18 protein-coding genes and 1 pseudogene are annotated in these 18,906 nt (G+C 68.6%); 11 read left to right on the top strand and 8 right to left on the bottom strand.

Features of this window, described 5'->3' with window-relative positions; genetic code table 11:
* Positions 1 to 35: 35 nt before the first annotated feature.
* Both RZE79_RS17320 and gloB read right to left on the bottom strand, forming a co-directional pair.
* On the bottom strand, positions 36 to 1,634 hold the full coding sequence (locus RZE79_RS17320; RefSeq protein ID WP_319355576.1) for a transglycosylase SLT domain-containing protein: 1,599 nt from the start codon (positions 1,632 to 1,634) through the stop codon (positions 36 to 38).
* Positions 1,631 to 2,410: a hydroxyacylglutathione hydrolase gene (gene gloB, locus RZE79_RS17315; RefSeq protein ID WP_319355575.1), complete on the bottom strand. Its 780-nt coding sequence runs from the start codon at positions 2,408 to 2,410 to the stop codon at positions 1,631 to 1,633. Before gloB ends, RZE79_RS17320 begins: the two co-directional genes overlap by 4 nt.
* Between gloB and RZE79_RS17310 the strand changes: the two genes are divergently transcribed.
* Together RZE79_RS17310 and rnhA are read left to right on the top strand one after the other, a co-directional pair.
* A complete protein-coding gene (locus RZE79_RS17310; RefSeq protein ID WP_319355574.1) occupies positions 2,409 to 3,179 on the top strand; it encodes a methyltransferase domain-containing protein in 771 nt (256 codons plus the stop codon). The genes gloB and RZE79_RS17310 overlap by 2 nt on opposite strands.
* Before the next feature lie 69 nt (positions 3,180 to 3,248).
* A complete protein-coding gene (gene rnhA / locus RZE79_RS17305) occupies positions 3,249 to 3,698 on the top strand; it encodes a ribonuclease HI (RefSeq protein WP_099789916.1) in 450 nt (149 codons plus the stop codon).
* 16 nt (positions 3,699 to 3,714) lie between these two features.
* Here rnhA and glp read toward each other — a convergent pair whose 3' ends face one another.
* The 4 genes from glp to RZE79_RS17285 are packed head-to-tail and all read right to left on the bottom strand — an operon-like array spanning position 3,715 to position 8,156.
* Entirely contained in the window at positions 3,715 to 5,025 is a 1,311-nt protein-coding gene (glp, locus tag RZE79_RS17300; RefSeq protein WP_319355573.1) for a gephyrin-like molybdotransferase Glp, read from the bottom strand.
* Entirely contained in the window at positions 5,022 to 5,666 is a 645-nt protein-coding gene (gene mobA / locus RZE79_RS17295; RefSeq protein ID WP_319355572.1) for a molybdenum cofactor guanylyltransferase MobA, read from the bottom strand. Before mobA ends, glp begins: the two co-directional genes overlap by 4 nt.
* Positions 5,667 to 5,677: 11 nt before the next feature.
* On the bottom strand, positions 5,678 to 6,817 hold the full coding sequence (gene moaA / locus RZE79_RS17290) for a GTP 3',8-cyclase MoaA (RefSeq protein WP_319355571.1): 1,140 nt from the start codon (positions 6,815 to 6,817) through the stop codon (positions 5,678 to 5,680).
* 49 nt (positions 6,818 to 6,866) lie between these two features.
* Complete coding sequence (locus RZE79_RS17285) at positions 6,867 to 8,156, bottom strand: serine hydrolase domain-containing protein (protein ID WP_319355570.1); 1,290 nt, start codon at positions 8,154 to 8,156, stop codon at positions 6,867 to 6,869.
* Between the two features lie 238 nt (positions 8,157 to 8,394).
* Here RZE79_RS17285 and RZE79_RS17280 point away from each other — a divergent pair, with 238 nt between their 5' ends.
* Positions 8,395 to 9,030: a superoxide dismutase gene (locus tag RZE79_RS17280; RefSeq protein ID WP_319355569.1), complete on the top strand. Its 636-nt coding sequence runs from the start codon at positions 8,395 to 8,397 to the stop codon at positions 9,028 to 9,030.
* A gap of 46 nt (positions 9,031 to 9,076) precedes the next feature.
* Complete coding sequence (locus tag RZE79_RS17275) at positions 9,077 to 9,976, top strand: ZIP family metal transporter (RefSeq protein ID WP_319361212.1); 900 nt, start codon at positions 9,077 to 9,079, stop codon at positions 9,974 to 9,976.
* 24 nt (positions 9,977 to 10,000) lie between these two features.
* Here RZE79_RS17275 and RZE79_RS17270 read toward each other — a convergent pair whose 3' ends face one another.
* Both RZE79_RS17270 and RZE79_RS17265 read right to left on the bottom strand, forming a co-directional pair.
* Complete coding sequence (locus RZE79_RS17270; RefSeq protein WP_319355568.1) at positions 10,001 to 11,434, bottom strand: aldehyde dehydrogenase family protein; 1,434 nt, start codon at positions 11,432 to 11,434, stop codon at positions 10,001 to 10,003.
* A 55-nt stretch (positions 11,435 to 11,489) separates the two neighbouring features.
* The gene (locus RZE79_RS17265) at positions 11,490 to 12,047 is read right to left on the bottom strand and encodes a peroxiredoxin (protein ID WP_153283975.1); all 558 of its coding nucleotides are present in this window, start codon (positions 12,045 to 12,047) and stop codon (positions 11,490 to 11,492) included.
* Between the two features lie 134 nt (positions 12,048 to 12,181).
* Here RZE79_RS17265 and RZE79_RS17260 point away from each other — a divergent pair, with 134 nt between their 5' ends.
* From RZE79_RS17260 to RZE79_RS17230, 7 genes and pseudogenes are all read left to right on the top strand, one after another.
* A complete protein-coding gene (locus tag RZE79_RS17260) occupies positions 12,182 to 13,747 on the top strand; it encodes a phospholipase D family protein (protein ID WP_373696574.1) in 1,566 nt (521 codons plus the stop codon).
* Positions 13,748 to 13,756: 9 nt separating this feature from the next.
* Positions 13,757 to 14,530 (top strand): sterol desaturase family protein, encoded by a 774-nt coding sequence (locus RZE79_RS17255; protein WP_319355566.1) that lies wholly within the window; start codon positions 13,757 to 13,759, stop codon positions 14,528 to 14,530.
* The gene (locus RZE79_RS17250; RefSeq protein ID WP_319355565.1) at positions 14,511 to 15,452 is read left to right on the top strand and encodes a fatty acid desaturase; all 942 of its coding nucleotides are present in this window, start codon (positions 14,511 to 14,513) and stop codon (positions 15,450 to 15,452) included. Before RZE79_RS17255 ends, RZE79_RS17250 begins: the two co-directional genes overlap by 20 nt.
* 4 nt (positions 15,453 to 15,456) lie before the next feature.
* Positions 15,457 to 17,376 (top strand): StlD/DarB family beta-ketosynthase, encoded by a 1,920-nt coding sequence (locus tag RZE79_RS17245; protein WP_099789892.1) that lies wholly within the window; start codon positions 15,457 to 15,459, stop codon positions 17,374 to 17,376.
* The gene (locus tag RZE79_RS17240) at positions 17,360 to 18,271 is read left to right on the top strand and encodes a hypothetical protein (RefSeq protein ID WP_319355564.1); all 912 of its coding nucleotides are present in this window, start codon (positions 17,360 to 17,362) and stop codon (positions 18,269 to 18,271) included. Before RZE79_RS17245 ends, RZE79_RS17240 begins: the two co-directional genes overlap by 17 nt.
* 17 nt (positions 18,272 to 18,288) lie before the next feature.
* Positions 18,289 to 18,658, top strand: a pseudogene (locus RZE79_RS17235) (hypothetical protein).
* On the top strand, positions 18,645 to 18,893 hold the full coding sequence (locus RZE79_RS17230) for a hypothetical protein (RefSeq protein WP_056580179.1): 249 nt from the start codon (positions 18,645 to 18,647) through the stop codon (positions 18,891 to 18,893). The pseudogene RZE79_RS17235 and the gene RZE79_RS17230 overlap by 14 nt, the downstream one beginning before the upstream one ends.
* The last annotated feature ends 13 nt before the right edge of the window (positions 18,894 to 18,906 follow it).

The following is an 18,906-nucleotide window of genomic DNA, read 5'->3' as shown; positions in this document are numbered from 1 at the left end:
TCGAGGCCCGGCACCGCCCGCCGGCAGGGCGGTGGTCAGCGCTTGCGCTTGGACGGCGTGCCGCCGCGCGGCTGGCGCGCCACGACTTGCTTGGCGCTGCTGCTGCCGCGTGCGGCAGTCTTGCTCGGCGTGCCGCCGCGCTTGGAGGCGGCGACGGCGCCGCGTCCGCGGGCCGCGCCCGTGCCGACGCGCGCCGAGGCCGACGCGCGCACCGGCAGGTAGACGACCACGCTGTAGCCGCGCTTGAAGGCGTGGTTCGTGTTGACGTCGTTCCAGTCGGCCACGGCGGCAGGCTTGAGGTTGTAGCGGCGCGCGATGCTCGCCACGTTGTCCGAGCGGCCGGCCTTGACGGTGGTGCGGCGCGTGACGATCTCGGGCTGGAAGCTCAGGTGGCCGCCGTCGGCCACGACCGCCGCCACGTCTTCCTTCACGCGCGCGCCGCGCGGCACGATGAGCGTGGAGCCGGCCTTGATGAGCATGCGCGGCGGCACGTTGTTGAGCGCGCGCAGGTCCGACTCGCTCATGCCCGAGCGCTGGGCCGCGTCGGCCACCGTCATGGTGCTGGGCACGACCCAGGCCGTCCAGCTGGCGTACTGGCCCTGCGTGTAGGCGTCGAAGTTGCGCTTGAAGACCGCCGCGTTGTCCCAGGGCAGCAGGATCTCGGGGGTGCCGGCCGCGATCAGCACGGGCTTGTGGGCGGCGGGGTTGAGCGCGCGGAAGTCTTCGATGCGCACGTCGGCCAGCTTGGCCGCCAGTTCCACGTCGAGGTCGCGCGTGAGCGGCACGGTCTGGAAGTACGGGTGGTTGGCGATCAGCGGCAGCTCGGCGTTGAAAGCTTGCGGGTTGGCCACGATGTTCTTCACGGCCTGCAGCTTGGGCACGTAGAGCCGCGTTTCGGCCGGCATCGACAGGTCGCTGTAGGTGGTGGGCAGGCCCAGGCGCTGGTTCTTGGCGATGGCGCGTCCCACGCTGCCTTCACCCCAGTTGTAGGCAGCCAGCGCGAGCTGCCAGTCGCCGAACATGCCGTAGAGCTTCTGCAGGTAGTCGAGTGCGGCGCGGGTGGAGGCCACCACGTCGCGGCGGTCGTCGCGGAAGATGTTCTGCTTGAGATCGAAGTCGGTGCCGGTGGCGGGCATGAACTGCCACATGCCGGCGGCGCGCGCACTCGACACGGCCTGCGGGTTGAAGGCGCTCTCGATGTACGGCAGCAGCGCGAGCTCGGTCGGCATGTTGCGGCGCTCGAGCTCCTCGACGATGTGGAAGATGTACTTGTTCGAGCGCTCGGTCATGCGCTGGATGTAGTCGGGCCGGCTGGCGTACCACTGCTCGCGATCGCGTACCAGGTCGCTCTCGAGGTTGGGCATCTTGAAGCCGCGGCGGATGCGGTCCCACATGTCGGCGGGCGGTGCCAGCGTGACCACGCTTTGCGAATGCGCCTGGCCGCTGGTCAGCGGGCTGAGGTTGGGGTCGCGCGGATAGACCGGCGTGGCGCTGCCCGACGGGCGGGCGCCCGTGCCGCCGGCGGCGGTGCCGGCCTTGGCCGTGGTGGAGGAGGAAGAAGCGCTGTTGTCCGTGCTCGCGCAGCCCGCGAGTACCAGTGAACCTGCGAGGCAGGTGGCAACAATAAATTTCATCGGAAGTCGTTTTTCCATTGGCGCAGCGCGGCGAACACCTCGGCTTCGGCGGCATCCGCGGAAAGCTCGGCATGGGCCCGCACTGCTCGAAGGACAGTGGCTTCGCGGCTGCGAAGAAAGGGGTTGATCCGGCGTTCGATCGCCAGTTGGGAGGGCAGCGTGGGCTGGCCTTGTGCGCGCAGGCTTTCGCAACGCGCGTTGTAGTGAGTGAGTTCGTCGTTGCCGGGTTCCACGGCGCGGGCGAACTTCAGGTTAGCAAGTGTGTATTCGTGGGCGCAGCACACACGTGTGTCGCCGGGCAGCGCCGCCAGCGCGTCGAGCGAGGCGAGCATCTGCGCGGGCGTGCCCTCGAACAGGCGGCCGCAGCCGCCGGAGAAGAGGGTGTCGCCGCAGAACAGCACGGGGGCCTGCGCGGCCGAGGCCGGCAGGAAGTAGGCGATGTGCCCGGCCGTGTGGCCCGGCACGTCGATGACCTCGAAGCGCAGGCCCAGGGCCTGTGCAACGTCGCCCTGCACCAGCGGCGTGAAGGGCTCGGGGATGCGCTCGCGCGCGGGGCCCCACACCTTCGCACCCGTGGCCGCATGCAGCGCGGCCACGCCGCCCGTGTGATCGGCGTGGTGGTGCGTGACTAGAATCGCGGCCAGCTGCAGCTTGTGGTGCGCCAACGCATCGAACACCGGTTGGGCATCGCCCGGGTCCACCACGAGGGCGTGGTGCCCGTCGTGCAGCATCCAGAGGTAGTTGTCAGCAAAAGCGGGCAGCGGAACAAGGGTCATGAGCGGTCAAATTATAGGTTTGCAGGATTGGTTCGCGACCCCCCCGGGCCGTTACCTCCTGGCTTGGGAACAGGCCCAGTTCGACGAGGCGGTGGCCGATGTTTTCGGTTACCACGCCTTGCAGCTCGGCGCCGCCGAGGTCGACGGGCTGCGCACCAACCGCATGCCGCACCGCTGGCTGGCGCTGACCGATCCGGTGCGGGCCGGCAAGGCCACGCTGGTGACCGATTTCACCGCCTTGCCGTTCGGGGCCAACAGCCTCGATCTCGTGGTACTGCCGCATGCTCTGGAACTCAGTCCCGATCCGCACGCCACGCTGCGCGAGGTCGAGCGGGTGCTGGTGCCCGAAGGGCGCGTGGTGATCTGCGGGCTGAACCCGACCAGCCTGTGGGGCCTGCGGCAGCGCCGCGGCCACCTCTACCGCCGGCTGGGCCTGGGCGAGACCTTCCTGCCCGAGGCGGGCGAGTTCATCGGCTACTGGCGCATGCGCGACTGGCTTCGGCTCCTGAGCTTCGAGGTGGAGTCGGGCCGCTTCGGCATCTACCGGCCCGCGGTGCGCAGCGAAGCGTGGCTGGAGCGCTCGCGCTGGATGGACGCCGCCGGCGAGCGCTGGTGGCCGATCTTCGGCGCGGCCTACTTCCTGGTGGCGGTGAAGCGTGTGCGCGGCATGCGCCTGCTGAGCGCCGACTGGCGCCGGGCGGCTGCGCGGGCGACGGCGCCGGTGCCCATCGCAGGCAAGGTGCACCGCAGCAAAGCGGGCAAGAATTGAATTGAACAGAACACAGACGCGGGCGGCGTCGCCCGCATCGAGCAGCCACAGAAACAAGGAACAGTCAGTTTGAACGAAGTCGTGATCTACACCGATGGCGCGTGCAAGGGCAACCCGGGACCGGGCGGCTGGGGCGCGTGGCTCAAGTCGGGGCCCACCGAGAAGGAATTGTTCGGCGGTGAACTCAACACCACCAACAACCGCATGGAACTCACGGCCGTGATCGAAGGCCTGGCCGCGCTCAAGCGGCCCTGCAAGGTGCTGCTGTACCTCGACAGCCAGTACGTGCGCATGGGCATCACCGAGTGGATTCGCGGCTGGAAAGCCAAGGGCTGGATGACCGCCAGCAAGCAACCCGTGAAGAACGTCGAGCTCTGGCAGAAGCTCGACAAGCTGGTGGCCGAAGGCGGTCACCAGATCGAATGGCGCTGGGTGAAGGGCCATTCGGGCGACCCGGGCAACGAGCGCGCCGACATGCTGGCCAACAAGGGCGTGGACAAGGCATTGGGGCGGATCTGACCGCCGGTCTTCTCGGCTAGATCAGCCCTTCGAAGATCATCACGTCGACCTCCTGGCCGGCGTCCACATGGCCCAGGTCGTGGTGCAGCACCACGAGCCCGTTGGCCTCGACCATCGAACTCAGAACACCCGACCCCTGGTGCACCGCCACCTGCACCTCGGGCAGCGTGCCCGGCACCTGCCGGACGAAACCGCGCTGGTACTCCGTGCGGCCCGGCTTCTTGCGGATGGGCCCGGCGCTGCGCGCGCGCAGCAGCGGCGGCGGGGCGGCGGCTGCGTCGTGGCAGCCCATGAGCCGCAGCAGCGCCGGCCGCACGAAGGCCAGGAAGGCGACCATCGCCGCCACCGGATTGCCCGGCAGGCCGAACAGCACGACGGGCGTGGATGCGGTCTCGCGTGGAATCAGCCCCACCGCGAGCGGCCGTCCGGGCCGCATCGCGACCCGCCAGAAGGCCATGTCGCCCAGCTGCTGCATCACGTCGCGCGTGTGGTCGGCCGCGCCCGCGCTCACGCCGCCGCTGGTGACGATGGCGTCGGCCGCGCGCGCCGCCCGCTGCAGCGTGGCCGCGAGCGTGGCGGGGTCGTCGTGCACCAGTCCGAGGTCGACCACCTCGCAGCCCAGCCGCGTGAGCAGGCCGAACAGCGTGTAGCGATTGCTGTCGTACACGGCGCCTTCGCGCGGCGTGTCGCCCAGGCAGAGGATTTCGTCGCCGGTCGAGAAGTACGCCACGCGCAGCCGGCGCCGCACGGTCACGCGCGCCAGGCCGAGGCTGGCGACCATGCCGAGCGCGGCCGGTGACAGGCGCTCGCCGCGCCGCAGCGCCGGCTGGCCCTGCATCAGGTCTTCGCCGGCGAGGCGGCGGTTGTCACCGCGACCCAGCACACGCGCCGGAAAGCAGACCTGGTCGCCGTCGACCTTGCAGAACTCCTGCGGGATCACCGTGTCGAGGCCGGCCGGCATCATCGCGCCGGTCATGATGCGCACCGCGTCGCGTGGTCCCAGCGTGCCGCGCCAGGCCGACCCGGCCAGCGCCGTGCCCGCCACGCGCAGCGTGAGCGAATGGTCGATGGGCGCGTTGGCCGGCAGCAGCGCGCCGTCGAAGGCGTAGCCGTCCATCGCGGAGTTGTCGTGCGGCGGCACGCTCACGGGCGAGATGAGGTCGTCGGCCAGCACGCGGCCGAGCGCGTCGCGCAGCGCGAGGTCTTCGGATTCGGCCACGGCCAGCGGCGTGACGAGGCGCGAAAGAAAGGTGGTGACGGTGTCGACGTCGAGGTCGCCCGCGTCGCAGTCCGCGAGATCGGCGGCAATGGCGGCGATGCGGCTCATGGCTGTTCGAGCGTCTGCAGTTCGGCCAGCGTGTTCGCGTTGAAGAAAGCGTCGGGGGCGTCGCCGGGGCGATCGAAGGGCACGGTCACGGCGCCGTGCTGCGCAGTCCAGGCGCCGACCTTGCGGCCGCCGTCTTCGACAAAGCGCCGCAGGCTGTCGCGCAGTTCGATGTGCACGAGGCAGAACACCGGCTGCGGGCGCAGCACCGTGCGGCCGTCGGGGCCGGTTTCGGGTGCGCTGGCCATGGCGATGCGCGCGTGGTGGCCGTCCGCGGCGAGGGCCTCGGCCAGCCGCGCCGCCAGGTCGGGCGGAAAGCGCGGCGTGTCGCAGGGCACGGTGAGCAGCCAGGGCGTGGGGCAGTGTTCGAGCCCGCTCAACATGCCGGCCAGCGGCCCGGGGTGGTCGGGCACGCTGTCGGCGAACACCGGCACGCCCAGCGCTTCGTAGGCGGCGAAGTTCCGGTTGGCGTTGATGAGCACGCCGCCGACCTGCGGGCGCAGCCGTTGCACCGCGTGCGCGGCGAGCGTCTCGCCCTGGAGCAGCTGCAGGCCCTTGTCGACCCCGCCCATGCGCGTGCCGCGTCCGCCGGCGAGCACGAGGCCCGTGATGTCGGCCGGTGCGATGGCCGGTGCGGTACCCATGGCTGGCGGCCTCATCCGCCGATGTAGCTCATCTCGACGCGCCGGGGCGCCGCCGCGTCGGGGGCGCTGTCGTCGGGGCCGCGCAGTGCGCGCAGCTCGGAATAACGGTCGGCGCGGCCTTGCCAGATGTGGCCGATGGCGGAGGTGATGTCTTCATCGCTCGCGGGGCCGCGCAGCAGCGGCCGCAGGTCGTGGCCGGCGTTCGCGAACAGGCACAGGTACAGCTTGCCCTCGGTCGACAGGCGCGCGCGGCTGCAGTCGTGGCAGAAGGCCTGGGTCACGCTGCTGATCACGCCGACTTCGCCGCCGCCGTCGGCATAAGCCCAGCGCTGGGCGGTTTCGCCGGGCGTGGTGGCCTCAAGGGGCACCAGCGGAAACTCCGCCGCGATGCGCGCGATGACCTCGGCCGAGGGCAGCACCTCGTCCATGCGCCAGCCGTTGGTGGCGCCCACGTCCATGTATTCGATGAATCGCAGCACGACCTTGCCGCCGTGGTGGTCGCGGAAGTAGCGCGCCATCGGCAGGATTTCTTGCTCGTTGGTGCCGCGCTTGACCACCATGTTGACCTTGATCGGGCCCAGGCCCGCTGCAATGGCGGCGTCGATGCCGGCCAGCACGTCGGCGACCGGAAAGTCGACGTCGTTCATGTGGCGGAACACGGCGTCGTCGAGGCTGTCCAGGCTCACCGTCACGCGCTGCAGGCCGGCGGCTTTCAGCGCGGCGGCCTTGCGCTTGAGCAGCGAGCCGTTGGTGGTGAGCGTGAGTTCGAGCGGATCGCCGTCGGGCGTGCGCAACTCGGCGAGTTGGGCGATGAGCCCTTCGATGTGCTTGCGCAGCAGCGGCTCGCCGCCGGTGAGGCGGATCTTGCGCACGCCGTGCGAGGCAAAGAGGCGCGCCAGGCGCGTGATTTCCTCGAAGCTCAGCAGGGCGCTGTGCGGCAGGTACTGGTAGTCCTTGTCGAACACGTCCTTCGGCATGCAGTAGCTGCAGCGGAAGTTGCAGCGGTCGGTCACGCTGATGCGCAGGTCGGTCAGCGGACGGCCGAGCCGGTCGGCCAGCAGGCCGGTGGCGGGCACGACGACATCGGGCGCGGCCACGACGGCGTGGCCCGCGGGGGCGATCGGAATGACGGTGCTGCTGCTGTTCTTCATGGGGCGATGCCGATTTTGCGCCAAGGCCCGCGGCTGCGTGCCATGCGGGCTACTTCAGCACCGCCGCATAGACCATGTTGCGCGCAAGGCTGCGGTAGTGGGTGCGGTGCTTGGGCGACTGCAGCATCAGCACGACGAACATCTCGTTCTTCGGATCGACCCACATGTAGGTGCCGCCTGCGCCGCCCCAGTTGTACTCGCCGCCGCCGGACGGGTAGGGCGCTTCGCCGTCGTTGCGGCGCACCGCGAAGCCCAGGCCGAAGCCGTAGCCCGGGCCCGGCAGGTAGAGCGGGCCCGGCGCAATGCCGGCGCCGGCATTCGAGTGGTCGCTGGTCATCAGCGCCAGCGTGCGCGGGCCGAGGTAGCGCGTGCCGTCGAGCGTGCCGCCGTTGAGCAGCATCTGCAGGAAGCGCGCGTAGTCGGACGCAGTCGACACCAGCCCGCCGCCGCCCGATTCGAACTTGCGCACGACACGCGGATCGTTCAGGTCGGCGCCCACGCCGAAGCTGCGGTCGTTCGGCAGCGGCTCGGCAATGCGCGGCTGGCGCGCGGGCTCGGGCACGTAGTACGTCGTGTCCTTCATGCCCAGCGGGTCGAACAGGCGCGCCTTTTCGAACTGGTACAGCGACTGGCCCGACACCACCTCGACCACGCGGCCCAGGATGTCGGTGGAGTAGCTGTAGTCCCAGGTCGTGCCGGGCTGGTAGGCCAGCGGCAGCTTGGCCAGGCGCTGCGAGAACTCGGCGCTGGTCGGGTCGCCGGCTGCGAGGTCGGCGGTGTTGTAGGCCTGCTTGACCAGCCCCGGGCCGAAGAAGCCGTAGGTCAGGCCCGAGGTGTGGCGCATCAGGTCCTGTACGGTGATCGGGCGGCGCGCGGGCACGGTCTCGAGCACCGGCTTGCCGTCGGCGCCGGGCTTCTCGACGCCCACCGTCATGCGGGCGTACTCGGGCAGGTACATCGCCACGGGGTCGTCGAGCTTCATGCGGCCGTCTTCGACCAGCATCATCGCGGCGACCGTGGTGACGGGCTTGCTCATCGAGTAGATGCGGAAGATGCCGTCGCGCGGCATCGGCGTGCCGGCGGTGGGGTCGAGCTTGCCGACCGGTTCGAACCACGCGACCTTGCCCTGGCGCGCGACCAGCAGCACCGCGCCAGGAATCTTGCCGGCGGCCACATCGGCCTTGAGCACGTCGGTGAGCTTCTGCAGGCGTTCGGTCGACAGGCCCACGGATTCGGGCCGGGCGGTGGGCAGCGACTGGGCGGTGGCGAGCAGCGGCAGGGCGAGGCTCAGGCCGAGCAGGGCCGAGCGCACCAGGGCGCGGCGCTTCAGGAAGGTCATGCGTGTTGTCTCCGTCGGTGGTGGAAGGATGGAACCGGCAGGACGGTCTTGACGCCGTCCGTTCGAACCGGTCGCGGGGCAGTGTATCGGCGGAACGGTGCGGACGAGCTGGCCGATTGGCGGTATCTATGCCGCCGATATCTTGACGCAGACAATGAGAATTACTATCATTTGAGCGCCTGAGTACGCAGCACAAGCACCACGCAAAGGGCTCTCTTCAACCAAGGAGCTTTCGACCGTGCCGTACACCCTGCCAGCCTTGCCCTATGCCTTCGATGCGCTCGAACCCCACATCGACGCGCAGACGATGGAAATCCACCATGGCAAGCACCATCAAACCTACGTGAACAACCTCAATGCGGCGTTCAAAGACACGCCGCACGCGGACACGCCGGTCGAAGCTCTCATTGCCGGTGTCGAGGAACTGCCCGAGGCGCTGCGCGCGCCGGTGCGCAACAACGGCGGCGGCCATGCCAACCACAGCCTGTTCTGGACCGTCATGGCCCCGGTGGGCGAGGGCGGCGGCGGGGCGCCCTCGGGCGCGCTCGCGAAAGCGATCGACGCCGACCTGGGCGGCCTCGACGCCTTCAAGGACGCCTTCACCAAGGCCGCGCTCACGCGCTTCGGCAGCGGCTGGGCCTGGCTCGTCGTCGGCGCCGACGGCAAGCTCGCCGTGGAGAGCAGCGGCAACCAGGACAGCCCGCTGATGCGCGGCATCGGCTCCGGCAAGACGCCGATCCTGGGCCTGGACGTGTGGGAGCACGCCTACTACCTGAAGTACCAGAACCGCCGCCCCGAATACATCGCGGCCTTCTACAACGTGGTGCACTGGGCCGAAGTGGCCCGCCGCCTTGCCGCCGCGACCGGCGGCTGATGATTCGACAAGGAGCCCGCCCATGAACGACTCGCCGCAGGGCACGATGGCGACACAGCCGCCGCACAGGTCGACGCGCACGGTGCGCGAATGGATCGGCTTTGCCATCGTCGCGGCCGGCGCGCTGGCGCTGGCGTCGCAGTTCTGGTCTTTCGTGCGCGCCGACCCGATGGTGTGGAACGCGCTGCGCGGCGGTTCGGTGGCGGCGCTCGCGACCGCGCTGGGCACGCTGCCGGTGCTGTTCTCGCAGCGGCTGCCCGACAAGCTGCAGGACACGCTGTTCGGCTTCGGCGCCGGCGTGATGCTCGCGGCCTGCGCCTTCTCGCTGATCATTCCCGGGCTGGACGCGGCCAAGTCGACCGGCGTCTTCGGCGGGGGCGACTGGGCAGCGGGCGGCGTGATCGGCGCGGCCATCCTGCTCGGCGGCCTGGTGCTGATGACCATGGACCGCGTGCTGCCGCACGAGCATTTCATCAAGGGCCGCGAAGGGCAGAGCGGGCGGCAGCTGCGCCGCACCTGGCTCTTCGTGTTCGCGATTGCGCTGCACAACGTGCCCGAGGGTCTGGCCATCGGCGTCGGCTACGCGGCCAACAACGGCGTGCGCGCCGATGCGCTCGCCACCGGCATCGCGATCCAGGACGTGCCCGAAGGTCTGGTGGTGGCCGTGGCGCTGCTGGCGGCCGGCTACAGCCGTTTGTTCGCGGTGCTGATCGGCATGGCTTCAGGGCTGGTCGAGCCGCTCGGTGCCGTGCTCGGCGCGGCGGTGGTCGGGCACTCGGCGATGCTGTTGCCCTGGGGGCTGGGCTTCGCGGCGGGTGCGATGCTGTTCGTGATCAGCCACGAGATCATTCCCGAATCGCACCGCAAGGGGCACGAAACCTATGCGACCAGCGGGCTGATGATCGGCTTCGTGCTCATGATGTTGCTGGACACCGCGCTGGGCTGACGCCCGGGCGCGGCGTCGTCAGACTCAGCCGTGCTTGATGGCGATGGTCTTCAAAGTGGTGAAACCGTACAGCGCCTCGAAGCCCTTCTCGCGCCCGTAGCCCGACGACTTCACGCCGCCGAACGGCAGCTCGACACCGCCACCCGCGCCGTAGTTGTTGATGAACACCTGGCCGCTCTTCACGCGCTTGGCCATGCGGAACTGGCGCGCGCCGTCGGCGGTCCAGACGCCGGCCACGAGGCCGAACTGGGTGGCGTTGGCGAGTGCCACGGCTTCGTCTTCGTCGGCGAACTGCATGGCAGCGAGCACGGGGCCGAACACTTCTTCCTGTGCGAGGCGATGGCCCACGGGCACATCGCGCAGCAACGTCGGGGCCTGGTAGAAGCCGGTCTCGGGCGCTTCTTCGACGACAACGCCCTGCGCCACCATCGGGATGCCGGCGTGTTGCGCGTCGCTCAGGAAGTCCCACACGCGCTGCTGCTGTGTCTGGCGGATCAGCGGGCCGACGTCGAGGTCCATCGCGGCGGGGCCGACGCGCAGGGCTTCGAAGGCATGGCCCAGGCGTTCGAGCAGGGGCTCGTAGATGTCGCGCTGGATCAGCACGCGCGAACCCGCCGAGCAGGTCTGGCCGGCGTTCTGCACGATGGCGTTGATGATCACGGGAATGGCCGCGTCGAGGTCGGCATCCGCAAAGATGATCTGCGGGCTCTTGCCTCCCAGCTCCAGCGTGACCGGGCAGTGCCGCTCGGCCGCCACCTGCTGGATCAGCGTGCCGATCTTCGGGCTGCCCGTGAAGCTGATGTGGTCGATGCCTTCGTGGCGTGCGAGCGCGTCGCCGACTTCATGGCCGTAACCCGTCACGATGTTGAGCGCGCCGGCCGGAAAGCCGACCTCGGCCGCCAGCCGTGCCACGCGGATCAGCGACAGGCACGCGTCTTCGGCCGGCTTCACCACGCACACGTTGCCGGCCGCCAGCGCGCCGCCCACGCTGCGCCCGAAGATCTGCATCGGGTAGTTCCACGGAATGACGTGGCCCGTGACGCCGTGCGGCTCGCGCCAGGTGAAGACGCTGTAGCCGTCCTGGTAGGGAATGGTCTCGCCGTGCAGCTTGTCGCAGGCGCCGGCGTAGAACTCGAAGTAGCGCACCAGTGCCACCGCGTCGGCGCGGGCCTGCTTCACGGGCTTGCCGCAGTCGCGCTGTTCGATGAGCGCGAGTTCGTCGACGTGCTCGGCGATCTTCTGCGAGAGCTTGAAGAGCAGGCGCCCGCGGTCGGCGGCGCTGACCTTGTGCCACACGCCCTCGAAGCAGTCGCGCGCGGCGCGCACGGCGGCGTCGATGTCGGCGGCGTTGCTGCGCTGGATCTCGTCGAAGGGCTGGCCGTCCGACGGGTCGATGACGGGGAGGGTGCGGCCAGAGGCGGAAGGAACGTCCGCGTTGGCGATGTAGTTGAGCTGCATGGGGCGAGATTTTGCGCGAAGCACGCCGCGCGCGTGGCGCCCCGGCCGGCCCGCCTTATTTCGCCGCGGTGGCTTTGGGCAGCGCGCGCACGGCGTTCAGCATGCGCTCGACGTGCTTGTCGGGGTTGAGGTTCTGGTAGTAGTAGGCGACCTTGCCGTCGGTCGCGATCACGTACGACAGGCGGTTGGCGAAGTCGGGCCGGGTCTGCATCAGCGCGTCGAAGCCCTGGATCACGGTCTTGCCCTGGTCGGACGCCACCGGAAAGCGGCTCTGGCACGACTTGACCGAGAACTTGGAGAGCGTGTCGATGTCGTCCGCCGAAACGCCGATCACCGTGGCCCCGAGCGCGGAGAATTTGTCGATGGCTTCGGCGAAGGCGTGGGCCTCGATGGAGCAGTCGTTGGAGTCGGCCGCCGGAAAGAAGTACAGCACCACCGGTCCCTTGGCCAGCGCCTCGGCCAGCGAGTAGCGGAAGGTCTTGCCGCCGAGCGCGGCCGTGGCCGTGAACTTGGGCGCGGGCTCGCCGATGTCGAGTGCGGCGTGGGCACTGGGTACCCCGGCGGCGAGGGCGGCGGCCCACAAAGCGGTGCGCAGAAGGAGCGATCGGGCCATGATGTAACTCCGAAGCGAAGTGAACCGAATTCTAGGACGGTGCTTCGAAAAACGGGCTCCGGTGAAACCACCGAGGAAGCGCCGGCGTACATCAGGTCAATGGCAGCCACAACGACAAGAGGAACCCGATGATCATGAATGCCTGGGCCCGGTCTTTCCTGCACACGTTGCTGGCCGGCGTGCTGCTGGCTTTGCTCGGCGCGTGCGGCTCCTTGCCGCCGGCGCGCGAACGCCCGGCCGAGCACGCGGCCACGGCCGACCCGGGCACGGCGCTCGCCAAGATCGTCGCGGCCTCCACGCCGCCCGGTGAGCATTCGGGCTTCCGGCTCATGCCGCTGGGCGTGTACTCGCTCGACGCGCGCCTGCAACTCGCGCAGCGCGCCGAGCACTCGTTGGTGGTGCAGTACTACCAGCTCGAGAACGACGCCGTCGGCCGGCTGCTGCTGCGCACGCTGCGCGAGGCGGCGGCGCGCGGCGTGAAGGTGCGGGTGCTGGTGGACGACCTGTACACGGTGAAGAGCCAGCAGCTCTTGCTGGCGCTGTCCGAGACGCCCAATGTGTCGGTGCGCCTGTTCAACCCGTTCTGCTGCGCGCGCAACGGCTTTCTCTCGCGCTTCGTGGTGTCGATCTTCGACATCCACCGGCTCAATCACCGCATGCACAACAAGCTCTTCATTGCCGACGGCGCGATGGCGGTGGTGGGCGGGCGCAACATCGCCGACGAGTATTTCGTGCTGAGCGAGGCGCAGAACTTCATCGACATGGATGCGCTGGTGGTCGGCAAAGTCGTGCCGCAGCTCGAGAGCATCTTCGACGCCTACTGGAACAGCGACCAGATCTGGCCCATTGCCGAAATCGTGCGCAAAGAGGCCGGTGCCGCCACCTTCGACGACGAGGTCGGCATGGCCGGGCCGCCGCCGAAGGTCGTGCTGCCGCCTTCGGACATCCTCGGCTACGGGCCCATCGCCGAAGAGCTCGACGGCGGCCGCATGGGCCTGCTGTGGGGCGAGGCGCGCGCCATTGCCGACCCGCCGTCCAAGCCCACGACGCTGACGGCCGAAGACGCGATTGCCACCAGCGTGACCATGAAGGTCTGGGCGCTGCTGCTCGACGCCAAGACCGAGGTCGACCTGACCTCGCCCTACCTCGTGCCTGGCGAGCGCGGCATGGCCGCCTTCGAGGACCTGGCCCGGCGCAAGGTCAAGCTCACGCTGCTGACCAATTCGCTCGCCGCCAACGACGAGCCGCTGGTGCACACCGGCTACGCACGCTACCGCGAGCGCCTGCTGAAAGGCGGCGCCGACCTGTACGAGCTGAGCCCGCAGCGCACCACCGCGAGCATGCGTTTCGGCAGCTTCGGCACCTCGCTGGGCCGGCTGCACGCCAAGACCGCCGCCATCGACAAGACGCGCATCTTCGTCGGCTCGATGAACCTCGACCCGCGCTCGGCCAGCCAGAACACCGAGATGGGCGTGGTGGTCGACAGCCCGCAGCTGGCGCGCGAGATGCTGCGCATCATCCACGTGAGCAAGCTGCAGAACTCGTACCGGCTGCGGCTGTCGAAGGAGGGCGGCACGCTCGAATGGCTCACGAACGACGGCGAGAAAGAAGTGATCCTCACCTCGGAGCCCGAGTCGGGTTTCTTCCAGCGCCTGTACAACACCCTGATCTCCCCGCTGGTGCCCGAGATGCTGTTGTAGCCTCGGGGGATGGCGCAGACCTTCACTTCTCTTTCGGCCCCGCAGGTCATGCTGTGGGGCCTGCTTTTTTTCGGCGGCATCTACCTGGGTTTCGGCGCGCTCACCTGGCTGCTCACGAAGCGGGTGCTGCCGACGATGGGCATTGGGCGCGTGCTCGACCCGCGACCGTTGCAGCCCGGCCAGCTGCGGCGCGAACTCACGCAGTCGGGCATCTCGGTGCTGATCTTCGGGCTGGGCATGGTGTTTCCGTGGGGGCTTCTGCAACTGGGCTGGGCGCGGCTCGAGCCCGATGCGGGCTGGCAACGCATCGGCATCGAGATCCTCGTGCTCGCGGTGTGGAACGACGTGCATTTCTGGCTCAACCACCGGCTGCTGCACACGCGCTGGCTGCGCCGCTTTCACGGCCCGCACCACCGCTCGTTCGTGACCACGCCGTGGGCCACCTACAGCTTTCACCCGATCGAGGCGCTGATGCTCGGCAACGTGATCCTGCTGCCGATGGTGCTGCACGACTTCAGCTTCTGGTCGCTGGCGTCGGTGCCGGTGTTCAGTTTGTTCTTCAACTGCATCGGGCATTCGAACTACGACTTCGTGCCCGGCGTGTCGTACAGCCACTGGTTCGCCGCGAGCCGTCGGCATCACCTGCACCACGCCGTGCACAACGGCAACTACGGCTTCCAGTTCACGTTCATGGACCGGCTGTTCCGCACGCGCATCGCGGCGGATGCGGCCGAGCCGCTGTTCCAGGCTTTTCGAAAGAAGCATGGCGCCACGACTGCCTGACGCGCGCCATCGGTTGCCGAGGCTGCGGCACTGGCGCGACTGGCAAAGCCTTGCGTACCTCGTCGCCTTGCCTGCACTGGCGGCGTGGCAGTGGGTGCACGGCTTTCATGTGGTGCTGTACGCGCTGATGCTGTTTCTCACGCTCGGCATCGGTGTGATCCATCACAACCATGTGCACCTGCGCATGTGGCGCGGTCGGCGCATGAATCGGCTGACCGACTTCTGGATCACGCTGCTGCAGGGCCACCCGACCTTCGTCTTCTGGCCCGCGCATGTGGCCAACCACCACCGCCACCGGCACGGACCGAAGGATGTGGCGCGCACCTACCGCTTTGGCGGCGACACCAACCACCTGTGGGGCTACCTGCTGCATCCGTTCCAGGCCGTGTGGGTGTTGGTGCCTGTCTTCGTCGGCTGGCTCGCGCGGCTGCATCAACATCACCGCGGCGCCTGGCGCTACTGCATGGCGCAGTACGCGCTGTGGCTGGTCAGCTGGACCGTGCTGCTGGCGATCGACTGGCCCAAGGCATTGCTGTTCGTGATCGTGCCGCAGCTGCACGGCCTGCACTGGCTGCTGGCCACCAACTACCTGCAGCACGCGCACGCCGACGGCCGCAAGACGCCGCGCAAGGAGGCACCCGGTGATACCCGCGGTAGCCAGCTGAACTACGCCCGCAATTTCGAGGGGCTGGTGAACCCCTTGCTGTTCAACATCGGCCTGCACACCGCACACCACGAGAACCCGCATGCCCATTGGTCCGAGCTCACGCACCTGCACCACACGCGTTACCGCGCGCAGGTGGCACCCGCGCTCAACGAGGGCGGGCTGGTGCCGTACATGGTGCGCGTCTTTGTGCTGGGGACCGTGTGGCCGCGTTTTCGCAGCCGCTCGCTGATGCCTCCCGATTCACCTATTGCCTGAACCCATGCCCGTTTCATTCCAACGCGTGTACCTCGAAAGCGCCGGCTACTTCATGCCCGGCGAGCCTGTTCCCAACGACCGCATGGACGCGTACATCGCACCGCTCAACCGCATGTCGGAGCGCATCAAGCGCCGCATCCTGGCCGAGAACGGCATCCTTACGCGGCATTACGCGATCGACGAAGAAGGCGTGACGCGCCACACCAACGCGCAGCTGGCGGCCGGCGCGATCCGCGACTGCCTGCAGCGCGGCGGCGCCGAGCTGTCGCGCGTGTCGCTGCTGGCCAGCGGCTCCTCGGGCGGCGACACGCTGATGCCCGGCTTCGCCAACATGATCCAGGGCGAGCTGGCGGCGCAGCCGATGGAAACGCATTCGGTGCACGGCATCTGCGCGGCCGGCGTCTCGGCGATCCAGACGGCTGCGCAAGGCATCGAGCTGGGCGCGCACCGCTCGGCGCTGGCGGTGGCGAGCGAAATGCCGTCGCGCCTGTTCAAGCGTTCGCGCTTCGCGGCGCGCGGCTACGAGACCGATTTCGACTCGCACTTCCTGCGCTGGATGCTGTCCGATGGCGCGGGCGCGCTGCTGCTGTCCGACGGCACGCCCGCGCTGGCCGGCAAGCCGGGGCTGCGCCTCAAGCTGAAGTGGGTGCACCAGCGCGCCTTCTCGGGCGACTACCCGGTGTGCATGCAGCTGGGCCTCACCGAAGACCGTGCGCGGGGCCATCTCGATTTCGGCTCGTGGGCCGAAGCCGAGGCGGCCGGTGCGTTGTCGCTGCGCCAGGACATCCGCCTCTTGCCGCATCTGTTCGACATCGGCATCCACGAGTACGCGGGGCTGGTGCGCGACGGCTGGGTCGATCCGAAGCGGGTCGACCATTTCCTGTGCCACTACTCGTCGGAAAAATTCATCCCGGTGGTCGAAGACCTGATGGCCAAGGCCGACCTGGCGATTCCGCGCGAGCGCTGGTGGAGCAACCTGGCGTGGCGCGGCAACACCGGTGCGGCGTCGATCCTCGTGATGCTGGCGGAGTTCCTGCACACCAAGGCGCTGAAGCCGGGCGAGCAGATCTTCTGCTACGTGCCGGAGTCGGGGCGCTTCATGGCGGCGTACATGCTGCTCGAGGTCGAGGCGGTCGATGCGGCGCCTGTCGTGATCGCGCCCCGCGCTGCGGCGGTCGTGCCTGACGACGACCTTGTCATCGCACCGCCGCACGACCCGGCCGCTGCACCGGAAGGCCTGGGCGCCTTGCTGACGGAACTCGCCGCCATCTGGCACGACTACCGCTCGCGCGTGTGGCGCACGCCGCTGATCCGCCAGATCCGCGAGCGCCGTTTTGCCGTACCCGACTACCTGAACTGGATGGAGCAGTGGGTGCCGCAGGTGCGCGAAGGCAGCCTGTGGATGCGCGAAGGCGCCGCCTCGCTGAGCGCGCCGTACCGCATGCTGTCGTCGCTGATCGACGTGCACGCGGGCGAGGAGCAGAACGACTTCAACATCCTCTTCAGCGACTACCGCAAGGCCGGCGGCACGGTCGAGTCGATCGACGAGTTGCGCCGCAACCCGGGCGGTGAAGCGCTCAACGCCTATTTGCACGGCCTGGCCGCCACGCGCGATCCGATCGGCCTCTTGGGCGCGATCTACATCATCGAAGGCACGGGCCAGCGCATCGTGCCGGCGCTGCTGCCGCTGCTCAAGGCCAGCCTGAAGCTGCCGCCCGAGGCCTTCCGTTTTCTCGAGTACCACGGCCACAACGACGAGCACCACCTGAACCGCTGGCTCGCCGCGGTCGAGATGGTGATGGCCGTGGAAGGGCAGGCCCGCGCCGCCCGGCAGATTGCCGACACCGCGCGCCACACGGCGGCGCTGTACCTGATGCAGTTCCAGCACATCACCGAACGAATGCCGCATGAGCCGAACGCCTGAATTCCTGACGCAAGCGCACGACGAGCGCGACCCCAGCCCGTGGCTGGCGCTGTACCTCGACCAGAGCACGCCGCTGCCCGACGACGTCAAGTCCGCGTGGCTGGCCGATTCGAGCTCGGCGTCGCGCCAGTACCTGCTGCCGTTCCTGCGGCCGATTGCACGGCTGACGATCATCCTGATCCAGATCGTGAAGGTGTTCGTGCCGCGCAACTGGTCGCACTCGATGCTGCTGCACCGCTTTCTGGCGTGGGGGCTCAAGCGCTTCGTGTCGCCCGAGGCCAACTGGCTGATCCTGCGGCACTTTCACCTGGGCTCGCAGGTGTTGAGCTTCATCGGGCGCAACTCGCCCGCGCCCGTGGGCACGTCGCCGCTGGAGCCGGCCGACATCGACGCGCTGAAGGACGAGATGTTCCTGAAGCACGACCTGAATTTGTTCAACTTCGTGATCCGGCTGAACACGGCGCTGCGCGACAAGGGGCTGGCGCTGTGCAAGGCCGAGCAGGTCGATTTCTCGATGATCCAGTCGCCGGCGTTGCGGCTGGAAGACATGCCCCAGGGCAAGCTGAATTTTCTCGACCTGCAAAGCGCCATCGAGCTGTTCACGCCGCTGTACCAGCTGATGCTGACCGACAACGATTTCTGGCGCGCGGCCAACTCCTTGCAACTGGACGAAACCATCGGCATCTACGCGGCCACGATCCTGAACGCGCCGGAGCACCTGATCCTGGTCAACAACAAGCATCCGCTGGTGCCGCTGTCGACCTTGCGGGCCGGGCACCGGCTGGTGATCCATGGCTTGTCGACCGAAATGCTTCACAGCCTGCTCCAGCGCATGCGCGCGGCGCAGGAGGGCGGGGCGCCAGAACCACTTCGGCGCGACCCGCCCCTTGCATAGGGGTATGCTGTCCCCACATGCAAACCATGAACACGACCCGAAATCCGTCTCCCAAGACCGATCTGGCAGTGACCCACGTGCTGGCTCAACTGCTGGAGAGGCTTGAGCACAGCGCCGTGCCGGTGGGCGCCGCGCAGTACCGCTCGGTGGTCGAGCATCTGGTGCATGAGTTCGAAGACGTCGAACCCGGTGCCGAATTGGGCCAGTTGCTCGATGCCTACCCGGCCGCCCCCCGAGGTCTACGAAAATATGAATTACCAGCACGCCGGCCTTTGCCGCTCGGCGCTGGACGTTTCCCTGGCCGCCGAAGGCGCAGCCAAGGAAGCCATTGCCCGCGCCATGCGCGGTGACGAATCGAACAAGGACAAGATGCATGGCCAAGGGTGAAGTGAAAACGGCAGTGGTGGCGGACGGGCTGCGCTACAAATCGAAGGCGCCGGGCTCTCCGTTCCGCGCCTCGGCGTCGTTCAGCGGGGCCACGATGTCCTGCTTCATGTGCGGCAAGCACCGCGTGCGTTCGCAGCTGCGCACGCGCCAGGTGCTGGGCAAGTCGCAGACCGTCTGCGCACCTTCGTGCAAGGCGCTCGACGAGGCCCTGGAGGCCGAAGCATCGTCGAGCTGAACCCCTAGCACGA

This window comes from Variovorax sp. EBFNA2 (assembly GCF_033802765.1).
GTDB classification, from domain to species: domain Bacteria; phylum Pseudomonadota; class Gammaproteobacteria; order Burkholderiales; family Burkholderiaceae_C; genus Variovorax; species Variovorax paradoxus_H.
Note: the sequence above shows the minus strand (reverse complement) of the source record. Positions and strands in the feature narration are given on the sequence as shown.